This is a genomic window from Chengkuizengella sediminis (assembly GCF_010078385.1).
GTDB lineage: Bacteria > Bacillota > Bacilli > Paenibacillales > KCTC-33759 > Chengkuizengella > Chengkuizengella sediminis.
In genome coordinates, this window is the sequence record NZ_SIJC01000004.1 from 32,467 (window position 1) to 54,420 (window position 21,954).

Here is a 21,954-nt window from a genome sequence, read left to right on the forward strand (position 1 = left end):
ATTAAAGATAAATTACTATTTTGCATCAATAATAAAACTTGTATATGGTTCTTCATCAAATTTCAAACCTCCCGAAAGGAACGCCTACTTAACTAGATGAATTAACTGTTCCCTTTTATTTAAATGATTTTTGATTTTGTCTATGAAGCTACTCTTTTTTTATTTTTAACATAGAATTTGCATTTTCCTGAAATTCATATGGAACTTTAATCTCTTCTACTGTACATGCATTTTCTATAAGATAACTTATTATCTTATCCAAATGCTCATACCGTTTACCTTCCAAATCCACTAAAGGATAAATGCGAATCTCCTTTTTGGTTACTCTCAATAACTCGTTTAACGTTGATATATGAAAATGGTAATCTAGTCTATCAGCATACATAAATAAGAAATGTGCTGAAAGAACAATATCAAATTCTCCATTTTTAAACGGTAGGGTTGGTAAAGTAACAGGAACGTAACGTCCATTCGATTTTCTCATGTCTTTAACGCAATCTTTTAAAGCACTCAAACGATGTTTTTTTAGACCTTCTATATCCTTGAAATAATCCCAAATATAATTTTTTTTGAACATATCCAAATACTCTTCAAACGTTCTCCCAATAAAAACAATTCTTTCTAAATCTAATTTAGTACTCTGCTTAACTCTATTCAACTAACCTCACCTCTTATAAGAACTAACACAATCGTTTATAATACTTTAATTTTATCTATCCTAGAGGAATATCTAGGTATTTTACATATCTGTTTGTTTCTACTTCTTGATATATTCTTATATAATTGACTTCAAATGTAGGGTAAGGACTAGGTTCTTGTCCAATATTTTTAGCCATATCCTTTAATTCTTCACTGGATAGACCCCAAAATGTTTGTCCCAATGTTAAGTGAGGTACATAATCGTCTAATTCCATATATTTTTTTATTAATTCATTTTCGGGAGAAATTTCATTAACGATATTCCGATGTATTTCAACTATTTTATCTGATTTAATACTCAAAAAAAATACGCTTTCACCAAAAAACATTGGTTCTGCTACAGATACTTCAAATAAGGAAAAATCTTTACAAACCCGTTGTAATTTTTCAATCCATCCAATGTCATCAGTCAAACCACCCTGAGCTTTTATCGTAATGTGTGGTTCGACTAAATCAACAAGTAAATTATTTTTCCATTGACTTTGGAAATGAATTATCTTTTCTTAATATTCATCTGGAGGTACGATCCCATTGAACACTCCCACCACTTAACGCTTTACGTTTGAAGTGGGGGATTCCTAAGTACAGAAACCTAATGGTCTCTAATGGATTAGGCTATCCCCGTAGTTCCTACGGTTAAGAGACGAATGGCTTCGTTTCTTAGATTAAGTCCTGCGTTAATATCTCGATCATGATGAGTATGGCAAGATGGACATTCCCATTCTCGCAAATTAAGATTCTTAACGTCTTTGTTTTTGTATCCGCAATTTGAACAAAGTTGGCTTGAAGCGAATGTTTTAGATACAATAATCACATCTTTGCCATACCATTTCGCTTTATATTCAAGCATCGCACGAAACTTTGCCCAAGAGACTTCCGTTATTGCTTTTGCTAGATTTCCGTTTTTGAGCATGTTTTTTACTTGCAAGTCTTCTAACCCGATAATGTCGTGGTTTTTGACAACTTCGGTTGAAATTTTTTGCAAATAATCATTTCTAGCATTTGATATTTTTTCTTGGATACACGCCACTTTCATTCGTTGCTTATTCCAGTTTGAACTGCCTTTTGTACGTTTAGAAAGAATGCGTTGAGCTCTAGCTAACTTTTTTTCTAAGTTTCTAAAGAACTTAGGATTAGTATATGTAGTGCCATCCGAAAGGGTAGCAAACTGTTTTAATCCAACATCAATTCCAATGAATGAACCTGTTTTCTTTAGTGAATGAACTTGAGTTTCTACTAAAAGTGAAACAAAATATTTACCACTCGGATTTCGTCTAATGGTGGCATTGATAATTCTACCGTCTACTTCACGACTTTTAGCGAACTTAACTAGACCGAGTTTAGGGAGTTTGAGTTTGTTATTGATGATGGCAATATTTCCGTTGGTATGCTTCGTGGTATAAGATTGAACTTTATTCTTCTTCGATTTAAACTTAGGAGCATCATTTTGCTTTTTGAAGAAACGCTCAAAAGAATCTGATAGATGACGAAGTGAAGATTGCAAAGCAATGCTGTCCACTTCTTTTAACCACATGAATTCTCTCTTTAGTTTGGGTAATTCAGAGGAGCATGTTCCATACGATAAGCCTTTTCCCGTTTCTTTATATGTATCATTCCACAAACCTAAGAAACGATTAAACACAAAACGACTGCAACCCATCGTTTTATGGATTAGGATTTCTTGTTTCTTTGTAGGATAGATGCGAAATTTATAGGCTTTATTGACTAACATATCCTCACCTCGCTTAGTTTCATTTTACAACAAAGAGGAAGTGATTACAAACGTTTGTTCGAGTATGCAGGTGCATTCATCCCCCACTTAACTTTCACTCGTTTCACATTGTTTCATTTTGAAGTTGGGGGTCTTCTGCTAGGAATAGATAAATACTTTGAATGGCTTCAATTGGGTTAAAATCAATTCTCCCAAAACCTGTTGCTTTTACTTTAACTCCTTTATCCACTAATGATAAAAGGTCATTAAATCCACTTTTCGATAAACCGAGATGATCTATTGAAACAGCCGGAAGCTTCTCAATTATTGTTTTTATCTCTGATAACTGATTTGAATTCATATATAATTCTGTATGCCAATGAGCTAAATCATAAACTCTTCTAGCAAAATAATCTAAACGAGATATGTCTTCTGAACCTCCCCGATTTACATTAAATCGAAGTGCTCTCACTCCGATGTCATTTAGTCGAAGGATTTCATCATCTGTTGTGTCGTAAGGCAACTGGGTAACTCCAACAAATTTTTCCCCAAGAGTTTCTAAAGCATCTATTAAATAGGTTTGATCAAACCCTTGAAAAGAACCTGAAACAATTGCCCCACCTACTACATTTATTCTATCAACATTTTTCAAGTAATCTTCGCAAGAAAAATAATCAGGAATGTAGCCTTGATTTGGGATCAGAGGAGACTTTTTATCAATAATATGTAGATGTGAGAGTCAAAAATTTTCATCAATATATCCTTCCTATGTTATTAATTTCCGTATCTTCAATTTTATCTTCTGCTTCATCGTCAAAACCAAAATATGAATCAAACATCTATCCATACAAAAAAGACAATAGCACAATTTACAACAAACTCATGATACCCGTCCATACAGATTCATCTTCATAATCATATTCTATTCTATCACAGAATATGGAGGTGTTTTTCATGACTGTAAAAAAAAGAAAGAAGTTTAAAGAGAATAAAAATTGTATTTGTGATGCGTTAAAAAATATTGGAGATGTCATTATATTAACTAAAACCGACAATACATTGTTATATGCTTTTGGTGATATTCTCAATTCTTCAAGTGATCCTCTTGAACCATGTTATATAACCGTTTATTTTCGAGTCAAAGAAGTTGATAAATGTAATCAATGCATTACGTTAGAATTACTAAAACCAAATGAAGGACGTACAATTGATCCAGGGGAAAATTGTTGTGTTCCATTAAATCAAATTTGTACTGATAGTAATCTTGAATTTGATATTGATCCTACGAATCTGTTTATAACTGTTGATTGTAATACGATAAGTTCATTTCAAATAATAGACCTATAGGGCATAGTAGGTCTCAAACACTATATAGTGAGAGGGTTATTTTATTTAACGAATCTCATACTTAAATCATTTCTTCAAAATGGCGTTTATTTCTGCAATGGAATAGACGCCTTTTTGACGTAAAACCAGTGATTAAGGGATTTGTAGCGCAGAATATCGATTGGGAGGTAAAATTATAACCAATTCACTTGACTTAGAGTTAACTCTAACCTTTATAATCAAATGGAAAATAAAAAATATAGAAAGGACATGTGGCATAACAAACCGGTAAAAAGACACACTAACACAGTAATTAATAATAGAGCCCGGTAAAGGAAAGGATAAATGAGTGTCAAATCATTCGTTTTATCAAATATAAAAAAATAGAATATTTAAAAAGGAGTTATGATTAATGGATCAATTTTATCAAACAAAAGACAAACATTTGGCTTTAACACAATATTATCGCTGGTATCAGGTGTATGAGGTACCTTTTAATAAAGCTCGTATTAATAATCAATTAGATATTTTAGCAGATGATATCGAAATCACGTCTCAAGCAGGGACTTCTAAAGGGAAAGACAACTTAGAAGAAAGATTGATGATGTATGAAGGATGGCAAAATGCTCATCATGTTGAACATACTGAAGTAAAACGTTTGGATAACAATTGTCTTTCACTTGAAGCGGATATACTTTATCAAAACATACGTCCCGATAAAAGTCGATATAGTTATACAATTCATTATTCCACTATCTTAAAACTTAGAGACAATGATCTTCCTCTGTTCACTAAAGTCAAATTAGAACCTACAGGGACCATTGAGAACCCACAATTTTCATCTGCTTATGCGGAAAATCGGGCAAAATCTTTCATGCATTATTGGTTATATTTAATAGAAACAGCAAGCGTTAATGGGGACAAATTTGATGAACTTTTAGCTGATCAATTCGAATTAGATTTAAGTACTACTTCAAAGATTGTGAATGTTGATCAATTTAAAGAATGGTTAACAACGATTGAAGAACAAGTGAAAGATAGTGCCCATTTTCCAAAAAATTTATCGGTTCGAGAAAATACCGATCAAACCTTACATGTTTCAGTAGATTTTGATTGGGAAGGCACTTCAGTTAATGGCACCCCCATGGTTGCAGAAACGCATCATGAGTGGATACTTGAAAACAACTTAGATGAACGTTTTCCGCGTATAAAGGTCATGAAGGTGATACAGAAAAAACCTTTTCAAACTAAAGAATAAATAGATTGTCCAATATCGATTTTCGTGTCAATTGATATCATGTACCGCAAAAGGTTCGATAAGGACGGGTAGATTGCTCAGGCAGTGTGCAGTAATCAGCCTGTTCGGAGGAGTGCGCGTAGGGACTTGAAAGAACATGAAGAAGCTGCTCCATCACGCTGTAATCCCCTTGTTTCACTGCAGCTTCTAATGCAGCTTCTACTCGGTGGTTGCGAGGGATTATCGCAGGATTGCTGTTCCGCATCAACTGATGCGAGGATGCTTTCACTTCTTGCTGCCTGCTTAGTCTCGCCTGCCACATCTCATACCACTTAGCAAATTCTGAGCTCCTAAAAAGGTCCATATCCTCCAGTGCATCAAATGTTAAGGCTCGGAAGGTATTGGTATAATCGGCACGATACTTTTGCATCATACTGAGGAGATCTTTGACAAAGGATTCATCTTGTATCTCTTCGTTAAATATCCCCAGCTTTGCTCTCATTCCTGTGAGCCAATTATTGTGATACAACTCATTAAAATCTGAAATTGCATCCTGAGCCAGTATGATAGCCTGTTCATGATTGACATGTAGCAGTGGCAAAAGAGTTTCAGCAAATCGCGCAAGATTCCATCCGCCAATATACGGCTGATTGCCGTAGGCATAGCGACCTTGAGAGTCAATGGAACTGAATACTGTTCCCGGGTCATAATAATCCATAAAGGCGCAAGGACCATAATCGATGGTTTCTCCGCAAATGGTCATATTGTCAGTGTTCATTACCCCGTGGATAAAACCAACCAGTTGCCACTTAGCAATCAGCATAGCCTGACGCTTAATCACTTCCTGAAGCAGTGAAAGATATCGACTCTCATCAGTCTCAACGTCTGGAAAATGTCTTTGTAAGGTATAATCAGCAAGGACCCGCAGTTCCTCAGCTGTACCCCATTTTGCAACGTATTGAAAGGTGCCAACGCGCAGATGACTGGCCGCCACACGGGACAGGATTGCACCGTTTAGGTCGGTTTCTCGGATTACTGACTCACCGGTAGTCACCACAGCTAAACTACGGGTGGTAGGAATACCGAGCGCATACATTGCTTCGCTGATGATATATTCGCGCAGCATCGGTCCAAGTGCCGCTCGACCATCGCCCCCACGGGAGTATGGGGTTCTACCTGAACCCTTGAGTTGAATATCAAACCGCTCACCTTGAGGAGTGATCTGCTCTCCAAGCAGCATAGCCCGTCCGTCCCCTAACATGTTAAAATGCCCGAATTGATGCCCCGCGTAAGCTTGAGCCAGAGGCGATGCACCTTCGGGAATCTGGTTGCCAGCAAGCACCGCTATTCCATCTTCACTTTGTAACGACTGAACGTTCAACCCCAGGTCTGTTGCCAACGGGTCATTAAGAATGATCAACTTCGGTGAACGTACAGGATTTGGATTGAGGTTGGAATAAAATAATTTCGGCAGGTGAGCATAACCGTTATCTAAGTTCCATCCTGTTTCTATTCTCTTTGTCATCTTATCTCCTTTTCTTCTCTTGTCTTTTTGTGTATATCCTATCGTTTATTTAAAACAAAAAACTAGAGCCATTCTATGTAATTTTTAGTTATCTACTTTCTGTATCAACAGAAGTCAGCACTATTAGTTTCTACTTGAGGAAAATTATTATCCCCTTTCTCACAATGATCGTGTCCTTAAATATAAATTTCTTCAAGAGTAACTATTCTCGCATTGTCTGTATTAAGTTCAAAAGATCCATTAAAAAATTTCCACATACCACCTTTCTCATCATGTGATACGTGCTGCATACCACTAAAGCATCACTTACTAAATAATCCTGCGCTTTAATTCAATAACAATTATTTCAAACTTCCCTAAATTGTACAAGAAGTTATTCCATTATATAGACCTATACTAAACGAAGCGTTCTTCAAAAACGTGCCAGATTGTGGAAAATCGTTTTTAATAAATGATCCTCTAAGTTTCAAAAGAGAAATTCAATTAAAGTACTCTTTGTTCAATAATTTTTTTTAATTTTTCATTAAAGAAAAAATCCGTTAGCTTTTAAAACTCAAGTGATATCAAAACAAATTTTAGTAAGATTATTTCTTATAATAGAATAATTCGCTTAAGTATTGATATTCTTGTGTCCTTTTGAAAAAATGGAATTATAGGAATGAAAGGCGGATGAATATGTTAAGTCAAAAAAGAATAAGAGATTACGATGTAAAAATAGGCCGTTTAGAAACAGGAAACTTAAACTCAATTACAGATCTAGAAGGAGTCACAGTTGGGCATGTAACTCTTAGCAATAAGGAAATGCAAACAGGTGTCACAGCTATCCTACCTCATCAAGGGAATATATTTAGAGATAAATTAATTGCCTCAAGTCACGTTATTAACGGTTTTGGAAAAACTATGGGCACTATTCAAATTGAGGAATTAGGAACATTAGAAACTCCAATAATATTAACAAATACGTTAAGTATTGGAACGGCAGCCGATGCTTTAATTGAACATATGCTGAATCATAACCCAGAAATTGGACGTACGACAGGATCAGTTAATCCTATTATATGTGAATGCAATGATATGCTGCTAAACGATATTCGAGGTAGATTTATTACGAAAGAGCATATTTTCAAAGCATTATCAAATGCATCATCCGAATTTAAGGAAGGTACAGTTGGAGCAGGTACTGGAATGTTATGTTATTCTTTAAAAGGTGGTATTGGAACTTCCTCTAGATTAATGTCAATGGAACATGGAAATTATACCATGGGAGTTTTGGTGTTATCTAACTTTGGAATTTTGAGTGACTTGAAAATAAATGGTAAAGCTGTTGGTGAAGATTTGAGAGATGTTATCATCAATTCTTACGAGGAAAAGGATAAAGGGTCTATAATAATAATTGTTGGTACTGATCTCCCAGTTACAGAAAGACAGCTAAACCGTATTATCAAACGAGCGGTAACAGGATTATCTCGTACTGGCTCCATTATTACAAATGGAAGTGGTGAAGTGGTAATTGGTTTTTCCACAGCTACAAAGATACCTCATGAAAAAACTTCTAATTGTCATTTAATTCCAATGATCCATGAAGAAGATATGGACCTGACATTTAGAGCTATTGGGGAGGCTACCGAAGAGGCAGTTCTAAATTCTTTAGTAACTGCTACGCATGTTGTTGGAAAAGATGGAAATGAAAGACCTGCTTTTAAAGATTTAATAACAAAATTCAATATTGAAATAACCAAGTAGAGTGTTAAAATTCTGCATCTATTAACTAATACTAATCCCTTTAGCTAAACAAAACATATAATCTTTGCACTGTATATTGTGTCAGAAGAACATTTTTCTGACACTTTTCTTGTTCCGCAATTGTAAAGGATCGATTTTGTACAATCCCTCTTATTAGACAGCTATCTTTTCTCTTTACTTAAAGTGCTCATTATTTCAGCGTAGAGTTCATCGAGAGGTCGAGAGCTGTCAATCTTTATGACAGGACTCTTTGATATTGACATTTGATAGGATTGTTCCGCATATGTACCTGCCTTACCCTTATCTTCTTCTGACCAATATGTTTTACACCATTCTAAAAAGTCATTTGTATACTCACCATTTTCATCTAGCCACATTTGACTAAGGTTTTTTCGTTCGATTTCCCTTTTCCTTAAGCGTTTCATACGGACTTCTTCATCAAGTGAAAGAAAAACTAAAAGGTTACGGTTACAAAAACCTTCAGGAAACCACATAAAAATGGAACCAGATGCTATATAACAATCGTAAGAACTAATATCTTTTTGGTACATTTCGATCCGTTTTTCAATTGGATTATTTTCCGAGAAAGAACTATCTTTCCAAAAATAGTGATCTGTATCAATCCACTTGATATTTTCCTTTTCACTGATGTATTTTGCTAATGTGCTTTTGCCAGTTCCTGAGCCACCAATTATTTGGACTTTCACAAACATTCATTCCCCTCTCATAAATAAGTCAATCACGTTCTTCCACAAAAGGTCCCAAATCATAAAGATAGGCACTTCTCTTAGAGAAAAGCGCCCTTTTCTCTAAGAGTGCTATGAATTCAGTTAAGGTTGTCTCCTAAACACTTCTCCATGCGAATATCAGTCCACATTTTACCTTGCCAATAGGTGAAATCATTAATTTGGCCGATTTCCTTGTAGCCCAGTTTCTGATACAGCTTCTTTGCCTGTTTGTTAAATTCAAATACTCCTAATTCAATACGTTTAAGACCTTCCTTCCTAATTTGATCTTCTAAATATTTTATCGCCACATAACCAATCCCTTTACCACGGCCTTCGGGCTCACCAATCGTAATCCCTACCCAGGCAGTTCCTGGCTCTTTTTTGTACAGATGGCTCGGATCGACCATGTAGTTCATTTCGCCGATTAACTGGTCATCCAGATATATCAGGTAGATATGAACGTGTTTTAACCGTTGAAATAAGGTTTCTATATTAATGATTCTCTGACATTCCAATTCTGACTTGTTTTGGTTAGGGCGAGTCAACGGGATCAAAGTAGGATCGTTTTCCCACCGATTAAACACGTCCACTAGGCTTTTATTAGGTTCAGTTAATTTGATGAAATAAGTATTCACGTAGCGCACCTCTCCAATAATTAAGTAGAAATCTGATTTTCTATTAACATCTTTTAGAACACCTGTCTTACTCCACAATCCTCCCTACTGCTAATACCAAGTATACCAAATCAGACATTCAACTTTCTATTTTTTCCAATCATCCAAATCACTTTCAGCTACAACACCTGGATTAAAAATCCACCTAGAATCCTTATGATGTTGTTGATCTTTATAGTATCAATACATCCTGTGCATATTTCTTTATTACATTTTCCGCCAAAATATCAGCTACTTGAAACACATCTAACATTACTTCATCTCTCCTGTTGTTATCATTTGTATGTATAAATAGCTTTAGGGTTCATGTTGGTTTTGAATAAAGTTTGATCAAAAACCTCACGCAAACCAACATTCTATGGCTAACAAAAAGAATCCATTTTGAAAAAAGATTGATCAAAATGGATTCTAATTTGAGATCGACTATTTAATTTTTATAAAAAAGTTTGATTAATCTATTCAAATCCATAACGAATCAGCATTTCAACCCTTATGGATTATACACATTGTTGTGCGTTCGTTATTCTTATTACCTGAATATTATACAGTTATTACTACATTTCCCTTTTTGTGTCCTTTGTCTACGTATTTATGAGCTTCAACTATCTCTTCTAAGGGATAATTCCTGTCTATGACCGCATTAACATGTCCTGCTTCAATTAACTCGTTTAGTTTAACAAGATAATGAGGGTGTATCTTTAAAAGTCTATCGTCTACTGACACGTATTTCCCATTCTGACTAAGTGCTTTTTTACATTGTATTTTTAGTTTCGAGCTTTTGTTTTTTCCAACAGCATCAAGGATAGAATCATAAAGTTCTAATTGGTTTATAGAATCCTCTTTAGTGTAATCTATCACTTTATCAGCCCCCAGAGATTTTACCAATTCTATATTTGATGAGCTGCATATCGCAGTGACTTCAGCACCAAAGTGTTTTGCGAGTTGTACCGCAGTAGTTCCTATTGCACCTGAAGCTCCATAAATAAGCACTTTTTGTCCACTTTGAATATCCATGTCTTTCATAAAATGCATTGCTAAGGCTCCGCCATAAACTACTGCTGCAGCTTCTTTATGGCTTATATTGTTCGGTTTTATTACCAGCTCCCCTTGGGCAGCTTCTTTTGCGGATACACATTTGTACTCAGCATACGTTCCACGGCTAATACCTGTAAATCCATATACTTGGTCACCTTTTTTATATCCCTTAATATCTTTGCCTACTGATTCAACAACTCCGGAAAATACCAGTCCGATAATAGGATTTCTCGGTTTTGAGAAACCTATAAATAGCCTCATCATTAGTTCCATTATTTGCTTTTTAGGAAAACTAGGATTGCCAGGCATTTTAAAACCCCGGATTACACAATCACTTGCAGTTACTGCTGTTGAGTGTATTTTTATGAGTACTTCATTGTTTTTGGGAATGGGTTTTTCCACTTCGTTAAGTTGAAGGACTTCAGGTGGTCCGTATTTTTGGCATATAATCGCTTTCACAATATCTCCTCCTTAAATTATTCATAAATACAGCAGTTTCATTTAAGACTATAACTATTTTAATCCTATCCTTTATAAACTCATAGACACTTTAGTGTTGTTCTTTAGTGTTGTTTTTTCAATACAAATGCTTAATCAGCGATATACGAACTGGACTGAGCTGAAGGAGATAATGGAAACTTGTTTTTACTCGATTAAATTCCATTTTAAGGGACTTACATTAAGCCCATCTCACGTGCTTTGGCTACAGCCTCAGTGCGCCTTTTAACCTGAAGTTTATCAAATATTCTTCGGTTATGTCCTTTAACAGTGTCTAAGGCAATGAAAAGTCTTTTACAAATATCTTTGTTTGAAAGTCCCTGTCCTATCAGCTGTAAAACCTCTAGCTCACGTTGGCTCAAAGGTTCAAATAGGAGCTGAGAATGAGTCATATTCGTTTGTTCTTCACAATCAAGCTTCTCAAGCTTAAATGCTTTTAGCAAGGGCTCTATATATTCTGGCATAACCCTATTAGCATATGCTTTAATCAATAACCTCTCCATATGCTCCCCTTCATCGAGAAAAGTACGAACAAAGCGACTAGACTTTGCCTCTAATAGACTATCTGTTAGTAATTGTAACGATTTGTCTGTTTCACCATTTATATAAAAAATAACTGTCTTTAAAATCATAACCTTTAACATTTTATCCCTTATTCCATTAAGCTTTACCTCTTGATAGAAAGCGTTTAACTCATTCAGAGCTTTAGCTATGTCTCCTTGAGAAAAATATACTCTTGCCTGACAAAGTGGGAGTTTGTACGTCTCAGCTAATTTTTCTGCAGAAAGAAGTTTCCCCTGATTTATTAGCAAGTGTACCTCTGTCTCGCTGACTTCTGAAATTCGATCTTCTAAGTTATATTGAATAACATACTGTTTTATTTCATTTAAGATCATTGATGCGCCGTCCATATCTCCTTTCGCAAGCAGTGTTTGGACGTAGAGAAGTTTACTTGTAATGATTTGATCAACATTTTCTATTTGCTTCGCTAGTTGTGTACTCTTCTCTATATGTTCGATGGCAGCATCTAAATCGTTCCATTCGTAATAAATACGAGCTAAGCCTGTGTATGCATTATACGAACATGATGATGGTGTATCATCTTTCATTTTTAGAGCTTGCTGGTATGTTTTGAAAGCTTGCTCGAGAAGATTTTCTTTTGCTTGTACGTTCCCTAGACCTATTACAGATAATATCTCAACGATTTTATTCTCAGACGCATTACTTATAGAAATAGCTTCTGTATAAGCTTGTTTCGCTTTTGTAAGATCACCCTGTCGTTCATAGGCTACACCTAACTTACAGGTTGTAGCAGTTCGAACCGCCAAGTTGTTGGGGCTTAACTTCTCAAGTGCAATAAGGGACTCCGAGATAATCAAGTCTACTTTATTTTGCATCGTAGCCAGAAACGCTCGTATGGCAGCAATATGCCCAACAAGGTTCCGAGTTGTCATATTCATCTCAAGTCCTTTCAAGACTCTTTCAGCAGCGAGTAATTTAGGTTCAACCTCGTTAAGCTGACTAGACATCGAGAGTACTGAAGCATACATAACCCATAATGTAGGATTAGCATTCATTGTCTCTGTTGATAATGATTTAAGCCATTTCAATACAGGGACTACTGCTCCACGAAAGTGAAGAGGAATCCCATTCCCCAATAACAAACGTTCAGCTCGTTCTACATCACCAGCTGTAGCAGCATGTTGAAATGCTTCAATCTCAAAGTTGTTTTTTTCATACCATATACTTGCGCTTATATGTAATTGTGCAATATCTACTCTTTTGTTCTCTGCGGAATAATCAAGATCTTGCAACAATTTTTGTTTTAACAATTCTGCAAAAAGATGGTGGTACCGATACCAGCGACGCTCATTATCCAAAGGAATAATAAACAGGTTCGATTTTTCTAGAAACTCAAGGGTTTGCTGCCCTATTAAAGGTGTATCTTGTATAACAGCATCACACAAGGAGCCGCATAAACGATCTAAGATCGATGTTCGCAATAAAAATTCCTGAACATATACTGACTGTTGCTTAAGAACTTCTTCAACTAAGTAGTCCACAATGAAAGAGTGTTTACCTGTAAATGTTTTTATAAAACTTGAGGGGTCACCATGTCCGCACATTGAAATCCCAGCTAGTTGAAGCCCGGTAATCCACCCCTCCGTTTTAGTTACCAAGTCAACGATATCATTATTTGATAGCTTCAAATTCATGACTTGATTAAGGAAACTAGCAGCTTCAGAACTGGTAAAGCGTAAGTCTGAATTCCGAACCTCTGTCAACTGATTCCGCGCACGTAAACGCGCCAAAGGAAACTTAGGGTCCTCACGAGTAGTTATGACCAAATGCATCTGTGGAGGCATATTTTCTAACAGGAATGTTAGAGCATGATTTATAGGTTGAGTATGAATCGTGTGATAGTCGTCAAGTACGAGAATAAAGTGATATGGAATTGAAGTGATTTCATTAAGAAGAGAAGTCAAGATGACTTCCATTTTAGGTGGCTGGGGAGATCCGATTAAACTCAAGAGTTCCTTACCTAAATCTTTCTCAAACGTCTGTAGTGCTGCAATGATATAAGTGAGAAAAGAATTAGGATTATTATCCCCCTCTTCTAACGACAGCCATGCTACAGCACAATTACAGCTCGCAAGCCACTCGCTCACTAACGTCGTTTTCCCAAAACCTGCATGAGCAGATACGAGAGTTAGATGTCGATGCATCCCTTCGTTTAAATGCTGTATTAAACGGTTTCGGACAACTAACTCTCGCCTAGCTTTTGGGATATTAAGTTTGGTAGATAAGATGGTCTTATTCATCACTGTCTCCCTTCTGTTATTACATTTGTTTTATTTTAATTTTAAGGTTTTTAGTTTTATATATATATATTTCCAAGATGTTAAGTATATTGAAGACAAGCTTAGCACATTCCTTCACAATCTCTTCCTAATTTTAACATATATCCTTATCTTCGTTACTCAACGATATGACCCTTAAATGTAAAAGACACTCTTCTTCGAGAAGAGCGCCCGATTGCTTAGTTTCATTTTTCTATAACTCTACTGTACTGCTATTTCTAAAACTAATTATTTAGAAAAGGATGTAACAGCCAATGCTAGTGAGTCACACAGGTATTTATATCTTTGATTGTTTGCTGTTCTTTAAAGACTTGAAATTGTGTAGGATCTGGCATTGTATAAGATCTTATAAAACCAACTACAAACAATCTCTTTCGTTTTGTGGTAATCTAAAATCAAACGTATCAAGTTCTAATTCCTAGTATTGATAAGAGGGTAACTTCCTGAAGGTTTCCATGACAATAGGAAATTTTCTAACTTCTAGACTGTTATCCCATATGTAAACTTCTGGCTGGAATGTACAGGAAATCATCAAAGATGGCGATTTGTTGGAACTTGATGGTTCCTAAACTAGGGTTTTACAGCACAATTGATAAAAACCTAATGAGATTAATTCGGAGGATACGAAAATGAAGAAACTTATGCAGTATGATGAAACACTACTCAAGAATGAAAAACTGTTTAAAGACGAGTTTTTCCAGCGTTTTCAACTTAGACACGCTGATAAACCCATTCAAGTAGATGAGAACCTATCTAAAAACTATTTATTCCCTACCTTTTACGGGGATGTAACGTGTGCCATAGGTATATTTATGTGTGGCTACCAGAATGCAGAGAGACTAATGCCACACCCACGAATGAAACCAGTAAGAATGCCGAAAGGTCGTACGATCGTAGTCTTCTCCTGTTATGAATACAAAAATGTTCTAGGTATACCAGGTTACAACGAAATAGCAATGAGCATTCCCATCTTAGTTGACCCAGGTTTCAACCCTCCCATTCTTCCTATGGTCTCTGAAAAAATGTTTAAAAATTTTGGTTACTATGTATTTTCTATGCCTGTTACATCACTTGAAAATACAATCCGGGGTCATAAGATTTGGGGACTTCCGAAAGTAACTCAAGAAATAGACATCTTTGAGAAAGAAGGAAAATGCATTACCGTGGCAAAAGAGGAAGATGGTCAATCGTACTTTGAACTATCTGTCCCTATGAATGGTAATCCTACTAAATTTGATGTTACTTCTAACTTATATTCACGTTTTAATAATCAGTTTTTGCAAAGTGAGACGAACTTCAAATCTACCTTCAATGTGAATAAGAACATAAAACTACTATTTAATAAAAATGTAAAACCAGATCAAAATTACTTGAAAATCGGAAACACGCCAAGCGGGAAAGTACTAAAGGACCTCGAAATTGAGGAACAACCTTTCCAAACACGTTTTACGAAGGGAATGACGGCAGCCTTTGATTTGCCAAACTCTGATTATAAATCACCTCTCTAAAATATACTCAAAACCTATCTAGCAAAAAACAATCATTTTGTCCAATTTGAAACCGTTCATGCAAAACTTAAACACAATAACTTTGATAAACAAATCAAGGGGGAAAGCGTATGGGAAGTGTGGGGAAAAATTTGGTTATCTTGGGAGCAGGGGCGATCGGTGGAACACTTGGTGCATGGCTTAGTCCTAAATACAAAAATACATATATTCTCGATCGTGGTGAAGTAGCAGAGGGACTAAAGAGTAGGGGAATCATTGCCTATCAACAAGGGGGGAAAGAAAAGGCAGAAACGATACGTGTTCAATCTATTAGTGACTTGTCAGAGTTAGAAAGAGTCGATATTGTGGTCTTAGCTGTGAAAAACTATAGCCTAGATTCAATAGCTCAGGCTATACAGGATAAGTTAGATGAAAATACCATCATTGTTGCTCTCCAAAACGGGGTGGAAAACCAACGGATACTCCCCAAATATTTTAAAAAAATCATCTATGGAGTAGTCAGCTATAATGCTTGGATTGATGAGCCTTGTGTAATAGGATATCAGAAGAAGGGTCCATTCATCCTAGGTACACCAGACAATTCTTTGGAAGCAGAGATGAAATTGGTTTCAGATATATTTAATTTGGGAGTAGAGACGGTCATCACAGATCATCTACAGGATGCAGCTCATTCAAAGATGATTGTCAATCTAACAAATTCCTTCACAACCTTAGTAGGTCATGGTTGTCGAGAAATTAACAATTTTCGTTTATTTAAAAAGATCTTAATCCATTTACTGTATGAAGGTGTGGAAATTATTAAAGCATCAGGGTATAAGGAATGTCGTCTAGGTGGTATGCCTTCTTGGTTAACCATGACTATGGCTGTAAAGCTACCCCATTTTCTTACAGATGGGATCTTTAGAAAGAACCTTTCCAAAATGGTGATGAGCAGTATGGGGCAAGACATTATACAACGCGGGCAAAGTGATTCCGAGTTGGAATCATTAAATGGATATTTTATACACTTAGCAGATATGGCAAATCTTAAATCTCCTTACAATCGAGCAATATACAAGTTATGCCAAGAGGAGTTTAAGAAAACCCCTTTTCAACCACTTGATGTAGAGAAAGTGTGGGAAAAAGTGAAACAGGAAATGAATAAATAAAATTGTATGATGAATACCTTAGGAGACTCAAAGACAGATAGTTGTCAGTGTTGGAATTGGCTGATCATAGAAGTAAAATGAGTCTCCCTTATCGAAAGGCATCCGCTGTAAATTATTAAGTTTTTGTAGAAAAGAAAACAATCCAACTGAAACTTCCAAGATATAATATTCTTTGAATAACTCCCAGATAATTAGGATTTAATCCAAAAGCCGTGGATACAAAAATGACAAAAAGAAAATAGGTAAATGATGCTACACATTGCAATCACCTTACATGTTTACAAAAGGAGTTACCTACATCTCCCTACCTACATCTCCCTAGTCTATTAATACTTTTCTTCTTCTGCAGCTATTGGATTCACCATATCAGAGATAAATTGATATATGTTAGAAGGATTTTCAGCAACTCTATGACATACATATAAAAACCATTCCGTACCATATAACATGTATACTCTTGAGTTATAACCCTCTTCTTTATACTTTTTAATTAGATCTTGCCTAATACCATATAACATCTCTATCTCTACATTCGCTTTTGCAAAATAATCACTACTCTCTTTTATGTCATTTAATAGATCTTCATCATGAGTAGCGATAGATATAGGATGGTTTGCTTCCTCACATATTTGTATAAACTGCAAATATCTATGATTTAATTCTTCTGATCGAGGAATCATAATTTCTGGTAACTCTTTATAGGCTCCTTTCACTAAGCGTATTTTACCAGGATACTGAAGCAGATCTTTTAGATCATCAAAAGATCTTTTTAAATTTACTTGAAGCGTAATGCCTACGTTATCGTATAAAGTGGAGATATTTTTATAAATACTTAGAATTTTATCTGTTTTTGTTGATTCTTCCATGCTGATCATTAAATAACAACCTCGTTGTTTTGCGATTTCCGCTACTTCCTTCAAGTGTTCTATTGCTAGATCTTCATTCACAGCTAAACCTATATGAGATAAATCCAAGGAAATAATAGAATCAATTCCTTCACTACTAATATCCTCAATCAATTGAATCATTTCATTCTTAGCTTTCCAACTTTCCTCCTCAGTAGATGTATTTTCTCCGATATATTCCAATGATACTGGATAACCTTTAGTATTTAATTCTTTAGCCTTCTGTATCCCCTCCTCTCTTGTTTCACCTGTAATAAAACGTTTAGCTGCTTTTTTAAGTATAGAGTATATATCCATTGAATTTTCAACATATTGTTTAACCTGTTCATTCCTTGCAATAGTTTTTAATGCATTAGCAGCAACCAACTCTTCAGTAGATAACATCAAATTACTCCTTTCATTATGAAGTTAATATGATTAACTTTCTCACTTAAAAGTAACATGATAAACTGGTCTTATATAGGACCACTAAATAAAGATTTTTATGGTACCACATGTGCCTATAGACATTCGTATATTTAAATGATACAAAATTGTATAAGTATCTAACCGTACAGTATTTAAGTCAGTAACTTCGTAATCTGCCTTCATTCTGCTTGTGAGGCTGTTTATTTGATATAATAGGGAAAAAACATAGATATGAATGAAACGGTATGTATCCCTCATTTCACTAATATTCTGTATCTAAAGTAATCACTTATTAATGGAGGAGCACCCTATCATGTGGATACCAATAGATCGAACGATAAATAAATCCTTAATTAGACAAGTTTATGAGCAAATTAGAACTCAAATCCTACTAGGTAAATTAATTAGTGGTGAGAGATTACCATCTACAAGAGAACTTTCCTCTAACTTAAATGTGTCAAGAAATGTAGTTTTAGAAGCATATGATCAACTTTATGCGGAAGGTTTTATCGAGTTCAAACAAAGTAGAGGAACTTATGTAGCTGAGGGTACTTACTTAGAACAGGAAACTAAGTATAATTCTTCAATAATTGCTGAAAAAATCGAACCAAGTATGGATGCTTCAGATGAAGATGTCATTGATTTCAGATCTGGTATTCCAGCATTAGATCTATTTCCAAAGAAAAAATGGGGTCAGCTCTCTCGTGAAGTATCCTTGGAAGCACCTGATTCTATTTTTGGTTATGGAAAACCAGAAGGTCTTTCTGAAATAAGAAATGTCTTATGTGAATACTTATTTAAAACAAGAGGAGTACATTGCTCACCTGATCAGGTAGTGATCACAACTGGAGCAACTCAATCCTTCTCTCTGGTCACTCAATTATTACTTTCTCATGGAAGTGATGTTTGTATTGAAGATCCAATTACATATGAACTCCATACTATATTTACAGCAACAGGAGCTAATCTATGCCCTATTCCAGTTGATGAACATGGCATGCAAACGGAGCTAATTCCTACAGATATTAATCCAGGTTTCATCTATGTTACTCCTTCTCATCAATTTCCGCTAGGTGGTATTCTACCTATCCATCGACGTATTCAACTCATTCAATATGCTAGACAGCACAATTGTTTCATTGTAGAGGATGATTATGATAGTGAATATCGATTTGAAGGCTCGCCTATTAGCTCTATTCAAGGACTAGATCCAGAAAGAGTGATATACATCGGAACATTTAGCAAAATACTCTCTCCTGCCCTTAGAATAGGGTATATCATTCTGCCTAACTCACTTGTAGAACGTGGTAAAAATCTAAAGTGGTTAACGGATCTTCACACCCCTACATTAGAACAACTGACAATCGCGCGTTTTATTGATGAAGGATACTTAGAACGCCATATTAGAAAGATGAGAAAAATCTATAAAAAACGCAGGGATTGTTTGAAAGAATGTTTAGTTAAACAATTCGGAAACCAAGTAAATATATTAGGTGATTCTACAGGTTTACACCTCATTGCTGAATTTGAAAACATTTCTTTTACTGAGGAAATAGTTCAGAACATTTTGAAAGAACATCAAGTTAAAATCTATCCTGTTGAGCATCATGCAATCCAAAAAGGAAAACATCTAAATAAGATTATATTAGGTTATGGGAATTTAGAAGAAGAAAAATTAGAAAAGGGAATTAGTAGGTTAAGAGCTGGAGTTAAATAATCATTTCAGAAAGAAACTCCAAAATTACAATTATTAATACTATCCAATGTATCCGTCTAAACCACTTCATTTTTTGTCTCCTAAAGAAAACAAAATAAGAGCTTAATGTGGTAACTGCTGAAATAATATGAGCTAGTATTCTGTTTTTAGAAATCCGATTCATTCCAATTTCTCTCATCATTAGTAACTCCCAACTTACAAAATTCACTTCCCTTACTCATGTTTTAAAATATCAAGAACCCGTTCTGACTATATCAGAAACAGGCTCTTGATATTTTCAATATTGTTGATCGATTAAACCATGATTTTACAAATGTCGTTTGTAAATTCTATAGGATCTCCAATGGATAATCCTTCAATCAATAACGCTTGATTGTACAATAAGTTTGTATATAGATTTAATTTATCTTTATCATTTGTATAAGCTGTTTTTAAGGACTGGAATACTTCATGATTTACGTTGATTTCCAATACTTTCTCTGCTTTTACACCTTGGTTGTCAGGCATCTGTGCTAGTATTTTTTCCATTTCTATGGACAATTCACCTTCTGTAGACAAACATACAGGGTGATTTTTTAGTCTTTTTGAAGCTTTTACGTCTTTTACTTTGTCTGACAACACACTTTTCATAGCTTCAAATAATTCTTTATTGTCGTTTTCCTCTTCATCGGATTTGTTCTCATTATCATCCGACTCTATTCCTAAATCACCGCTTGATACGGATTTGAATTCTTTTTCTTTATAATTCATCAGCATCTTGATTGCAAACTCATCAATATCTTCAGTAAAGTATAAAATCTCGTATCCTTTATCCAACACTAATTCTGTCTGTGGAAGTTTTTCGATTCTATCGATGGACTCTCCAGAAGCGTAGTAGATGTACTTTTGATCTTCAGGCATTCCATCAACGTATTCACTCAAGCTTACTAATTTCTTCTCTTTAGATGAGTAGAACATTAATAAATCCTGTAGCACGTCTTTGTTTGCACCATAATCACTATAAACGCCATGTTTTAATTGTCTGCCAAAAGATTCATAGAACTTTTCGTACTTATCTCTTTCATCCTTTAACAAATTCTGCAATTGACTTTTAATTTTGTTCTTAATGTTTTTTGCAATCAGTTTTAACTGTCGATCATGCTGTAACATTTCTCTTGAAATATTTAGAGAAAGGTCTTCTGAATCTACCATCCCTTTGACAAAACTAAAGTAATCAGGAAGCAAGTCAGCACACTTATCCATAATCAATACACCACTGGAATATAACTCTAGTCCTTTTTCATATTCTTTCGTATAATAATCGAAAGGTGTACTTTCTGGAATAAATAATATGGCTTTATAAACTACAGTTCCATCAGCACTTATATGAATGTGTTTAAGTGGTTTATCATAACCGTAATGCTTTTCAGCATAGAAGTTTTCATAATCTTCTGTTGTAAGTTCGTTTTTATTCTTTCTCCAAATCGGAACCATACTATTTATGGTTTGCTCTTCTACAACCTCTTCAAGTTCGTCCTCGCTGCCTTCTTTAGGTCTTTGCTCTTTCACATCCATTTTAATTGGATATCTAATGAAATCTGAGTATTTTTTAATTACCGCTTTTAATCGATCTTCCTCTAAATACTCATCATACTGATCATCTTCAGTATTTTCTTTTATTTTTAAAACAATTTCTGTACCAATGGTGTCTTTCTCCGTTGTAACGATCGTATATCCATCCGCACCTTTAGATTTCCACTTAAACGCCTCATCATTACCTAAAGCTTTACTGATAACAGTAATTTCATCAGAAACCATAAAAGCGGAGTAGAATCCTACACCAAATTGGCCAATGATATCATGCCCATCTTTTGATTCATTTTCTGATTTAAATGCTAACGAACCACTTTTGGCAATGACTCCAAGATTATTTTCCAATTCTTCTTTTGTCATACCAATCCCTGTATCTGTGATCGTTAATAATCTCTTTTCTTTATCAGTTGTTACTTTAATAAAATAATCTTCTTGATTAAATACTAATTCATCATCAGTTAGTGCTTTGTAGTATATTTTATCCATTGCATCACTTGCATTGGATACAAGCTCTCTTAAAAATATTTCTTTCTGAGTATAAATTGAATTAATCATCATTTCTAGCAGTCTCTTGGATTCTGCTTTAAACTGTCTTTTTGCCATGAATAGTATTACTCCTTTCAAATATAAAACAATACAAATTACTTTTAATTCATAAA

Annotated in this window: 17 protein-coding genes; 6 read left to right on the top strand and 11 right to left on the bottom strand. The window is 35.0% G+C overall.

Annotated elements, in window-relative coordinates; all coding sequences use genetic code 11:
* Positions 1–148 precede the first annotated feature (148 nt).
* The 4 genes from EPK97_RS09575 to EPK97_RS09590 form a co-directional block, all read right to left on the bottom strand.
* Positions 149–658, bottom strand: coding sequence for a class I SAM-dependent methyltransferase (locus EPK97_RS09575; protein WP_162036414.1), 510 nt, complete (start codon positions 656–658; stop codon positions 149–151).
* A gap of 55 nt (positions 659–713) precedes the next feature.
* Entirely contained in the window at positions 714–1,196 is a 483-nt protein-coding gene (locus EPK97_RS09580) for a 2'-5' RNA ligase family protein (RefSeq protein WP_338075695.1), read from the bottom strand.
* 113 nt (positions 1,197–1,309) lie between these two features.
* Positions 1,310–2,431, bottom strand: coding sequence for an IS200/IS605 family element RNA-guided endonuclease TnpB (gene tnpB, locus EPK97_RS09585; RefSeq protein WP_162036415.1), 1,122 nt, complete (start codon positions 2,429–2,431; stop codon positions 1,310–1,312).
* 103 nt (positions 2,432–2,534) lie between these two features.
* Positions 2,535–3,134: an amidohydrolase family protein gene (locus EPK97_RS09590; RefSeq protein ID WP_338075696.1), complete on the bottom strand. Its 600-nt coding sequence runs from the start codon at positions 3,132–3,134 to the stop codon at positions 2,535–2,537.
* 230 nt (positions 3,135–3,364) lie between these two features.
* On the opposite strand from EPK97_RS09590, the gene EPK97_RS09595 reads away from it, so the two are divergent.
* Both EPK97_RS09595 and EPK97_RS09600 read left to right on the top strand, forming a co-directional pair.
* Positions 3,365–3,757, top strand: coding sequence for a CotY/CotZ family spore coat protein (locus tag EPK97_RS09595; protein ID WP_162036416.1), 393 nt, complete (start codon positions 3,365–3,367; stop codon positions 3,755–3,757).
* A 391-nt stretch (positions 3,758–4,148) separates the two neighbouring features.
* Entirely contained in the window at positions 4,149–4,994 is an 846-nt protein-coding gene (locus tag EPK97_RS09600) for a hypothetical protein (protein ID WP_162036417.1), read from the top strand.
* Positions 4,995–5,031: 37 nt separating this feature from the next.
* Here the strand turns inward: EPK97_RS09600 and EPK97_RS09605 are convergent, their stop codons facing one another.
* Positions 5,032–6,498 (bottom strand): protein adenylyltransferase SelO, encoded by a 1,467-nt coding sequence (locus tag EPK97_RS09605; RefSeq protein WP_162036418.1) that lies wholly within the window; start codon positions 6,496–6,498, stop codon positions 5,032–5,034.
* A 675-nt stretch (positions 6,499–7,173) separates the two neighbouring features.
* On the opposite strand from EPK97_RS09605, the gene EPK97_RS09610 reads away from it, so the two are divergent.
* Entirely contained in the window at positions 7,174–8,241 is a 1,068-nt protein-coding gene (locus EPK97_RS09610; RefSeq protein ID WP_162036419.1) for a DmpA family aminopeptidase, read from the top strand.
* Between the two features lie 161 nt (positions 8,242–8,402).
* On the opposite strand, the gene EPK97_RS09615 is transcribed toward EPK97_RS09610, so the two are convergent.
* The 4 genes from EPK97_RS09615 to EPK97_RS09630 all read right to left on the bottom strand — a co-directional run bounded on the left by EPK97_RS09615 (position 8,403) and on the right by EPK97_RS09630 (position 13,998).
* Entirely contained in the window at positions 8,403–8,954 is a 552-nt protein-coding gene (locus EPK97_RS09615; protein WP_170295501.1) for an AAA family ATPase, read from the bottom strand.
* Between the two features lie 113 nt (positions 8,955–9,067).
* Positions 9,068–9,682, bottom strand: coding sequence for a GNAT family N-acetyltransferase (locus EPK97_RS09620; protein WP_170295502.1), 615 nt, complete (start codon positions 9,680–9,682; stop codon positions 9,068–9,070).
* A gap of 501 nt (positions 9,683–10,183) precedes the next feature.
* Positions 10,184–11,137: a zinc-binding dehydrogenase gene (locus EPK97_RS09625; RefSeq protein WP_162036420.1), complete on the bottom strand. Its 954-nt coding sequence runs from the start codon at positions 11,135–11,137 to the stop codon at positions 10,184–10,186.
* A gap of 215 nt (positions 11,138–11,352) precedes the next feature.
* Entirely contained in the window at positions 11,353–13,998 is a 2,646-nt protein-coding gene (locus EPK97_RS09630) for a winged helix-turn-helix domain-containing protein (protein WP_162036421.1), read from the bottom strand.
* 668 nt (positions 13,999–14,666) lie between these two features.
* Here EPK97_RS09630 and EPK97_RS09635 point away from each other — a divergent pair.
* Both EPK97_RS09635 and EPK97_RS09640 read left to right on the top strand, forming a co-directional pair.
* A complete protein-coding gene (locus tag EPK97_RS09635; protein WP_162036422.1) occupies positions 14,667–15,545 on the top strand; it encodes an acetoacetate decarboxylase family protein in 879 nt (292 codons plus the stop codon).
* A gap of 110 nt (positions 15,546–15,655) precedes the next feature.
* Complete coding sequence (locus EPK97_RS09640) at positions 15,656–16,693, top strand: ketopantoate reductase family protein (protein WP_162036423.1); 1,038 nt, start codon at positions 15,656–15,658, stop codon at positions 16,691–16,693.
* A gap of 326 nt (positions 16,694–17,019) precedes the next feature.
* On the opposite strand, the gene EPK97_RS09645 is transcribed toward EPK97_RS09640, so the two are convergent.
* Entirely contained in the window at positions 17,020–17,982 is a 963-nt protein-coding gene (locus EPK97_RS09645; protein ID WP_162036424.1) for a proline dehydrogenase family protein, read from the bottom strand.
* Between the two features lie 334 nt (positions 17,983–18,316).
* On the opposite strand from EPK97_RS09645, the gene pdxR reads away from it, so the two are divergent.
* Positions 18,317–19,723, top strand: coding sequence for a MocR-like pyridoxine biosynthesis transcription factor PdxR (gene pdxR / locus EPK97_RS09650; protein ID WP_162036721.1), 1,407 nt, complete (start codon positions 18,317–18,319; stop codon positions 19,721–19,723).
* 294 nt (positions 19,724–20,017) lie between these two features.
* On the opposite strand, the gene htpG is transcribed toward pdxR, so the two are convergent.
* Positions 20,018–21,898 carry a molecular chaperone HtpG gene (htpG, locus tag EPK97_RS09655; protein WP_162036425.1) on the bottom strand — a complete coding sequence of 627 codons (1,881 nt, stop codon included), beginning with the start codon at positions 21,896–21,898 and terminating at the stop codon, positions 20,018–20,020.
* Positions 21,899–21,954 lie beyond the last annotated feature (56 nt).

Bases quoted from the DNA above. Each gene is read 5' to 3' on its own strand.
- EPK97_RS09605 (WP_162036418.1), bottom strand. From the start codon at position 6,498: ATGACAAAGAGAATAGAAACAGGATGGAACTTAGATAACGGTTATGCT.
- tnpB (WP_162036415.1), bottom strand. From the start codon at position 2,431: ATGTTAGTCAATAAAGCCTATAAATTTCGCATCTATCCTACAAAGAAA.
- htpG (WP_162036425.1), bottom strand. From the start codon at position 21,898: ATGGCAAAAAGACAGTTTAAAGCAGAATCCAAGAGACTGCTAGAAATG.
- EPK97_RS09640 (WP_162036423.1), top strand. From the start codon at position 15,656: ATGGGAAGTGTGGGGAAAAATTTGGTTATCTTGGGAGCAGGGGCGATC.
- EPK97_RS09645 (WP_162036424.1), bottom strand. From the start codon at position 17,982: ATGTTATCTACTGAAGAGTTGGTTGCTGCTAATGCATTAAAAACTATT.
- EPK97_RS09630 (WP_162036421.1), bottom strand. From the start codon at position 13,998: ATGAATAAGACCATCTTATCTACCAAACTTAATATCCCAAAAGCTAGG.
- EPK97_RS09600 (WP_162036417.1), top strand. From the start codon at position 4,149: ATGGATCAATTTTATCAAACAAAAGACAAACATTTGGCTTTAACACAA.
- EPK97_RS09635 (WP_162036422.1), top strand. From the start codon at position 14,667: ATGAAGAAACTTATGCAGTATGATGAAACACTACTCAAGAATGAAAAA.
- EPK97_RS09615 (WP_170295501.1), bottom strand. From the start codon at position 8,954: ATGTTTGTGAAAGTCCAAATAATTGGTGGCTCAGGAACTGGCAAAAGC.
- EPK97_RS09610 (WP_162036419.1), top strand. From the start codon at position 7,174: ATGTTAAGTCAAAAAAGAATAAGAGATTACGATGTAAAAATAGGCCGT.
- EPK97_RS09595 (WP_162036416.1), top strand. From the start codon at position 3,365: ATGACTGTAAAAAAAAGAAAGAAGTTTAAAGAGAATAAAAATTGTATT.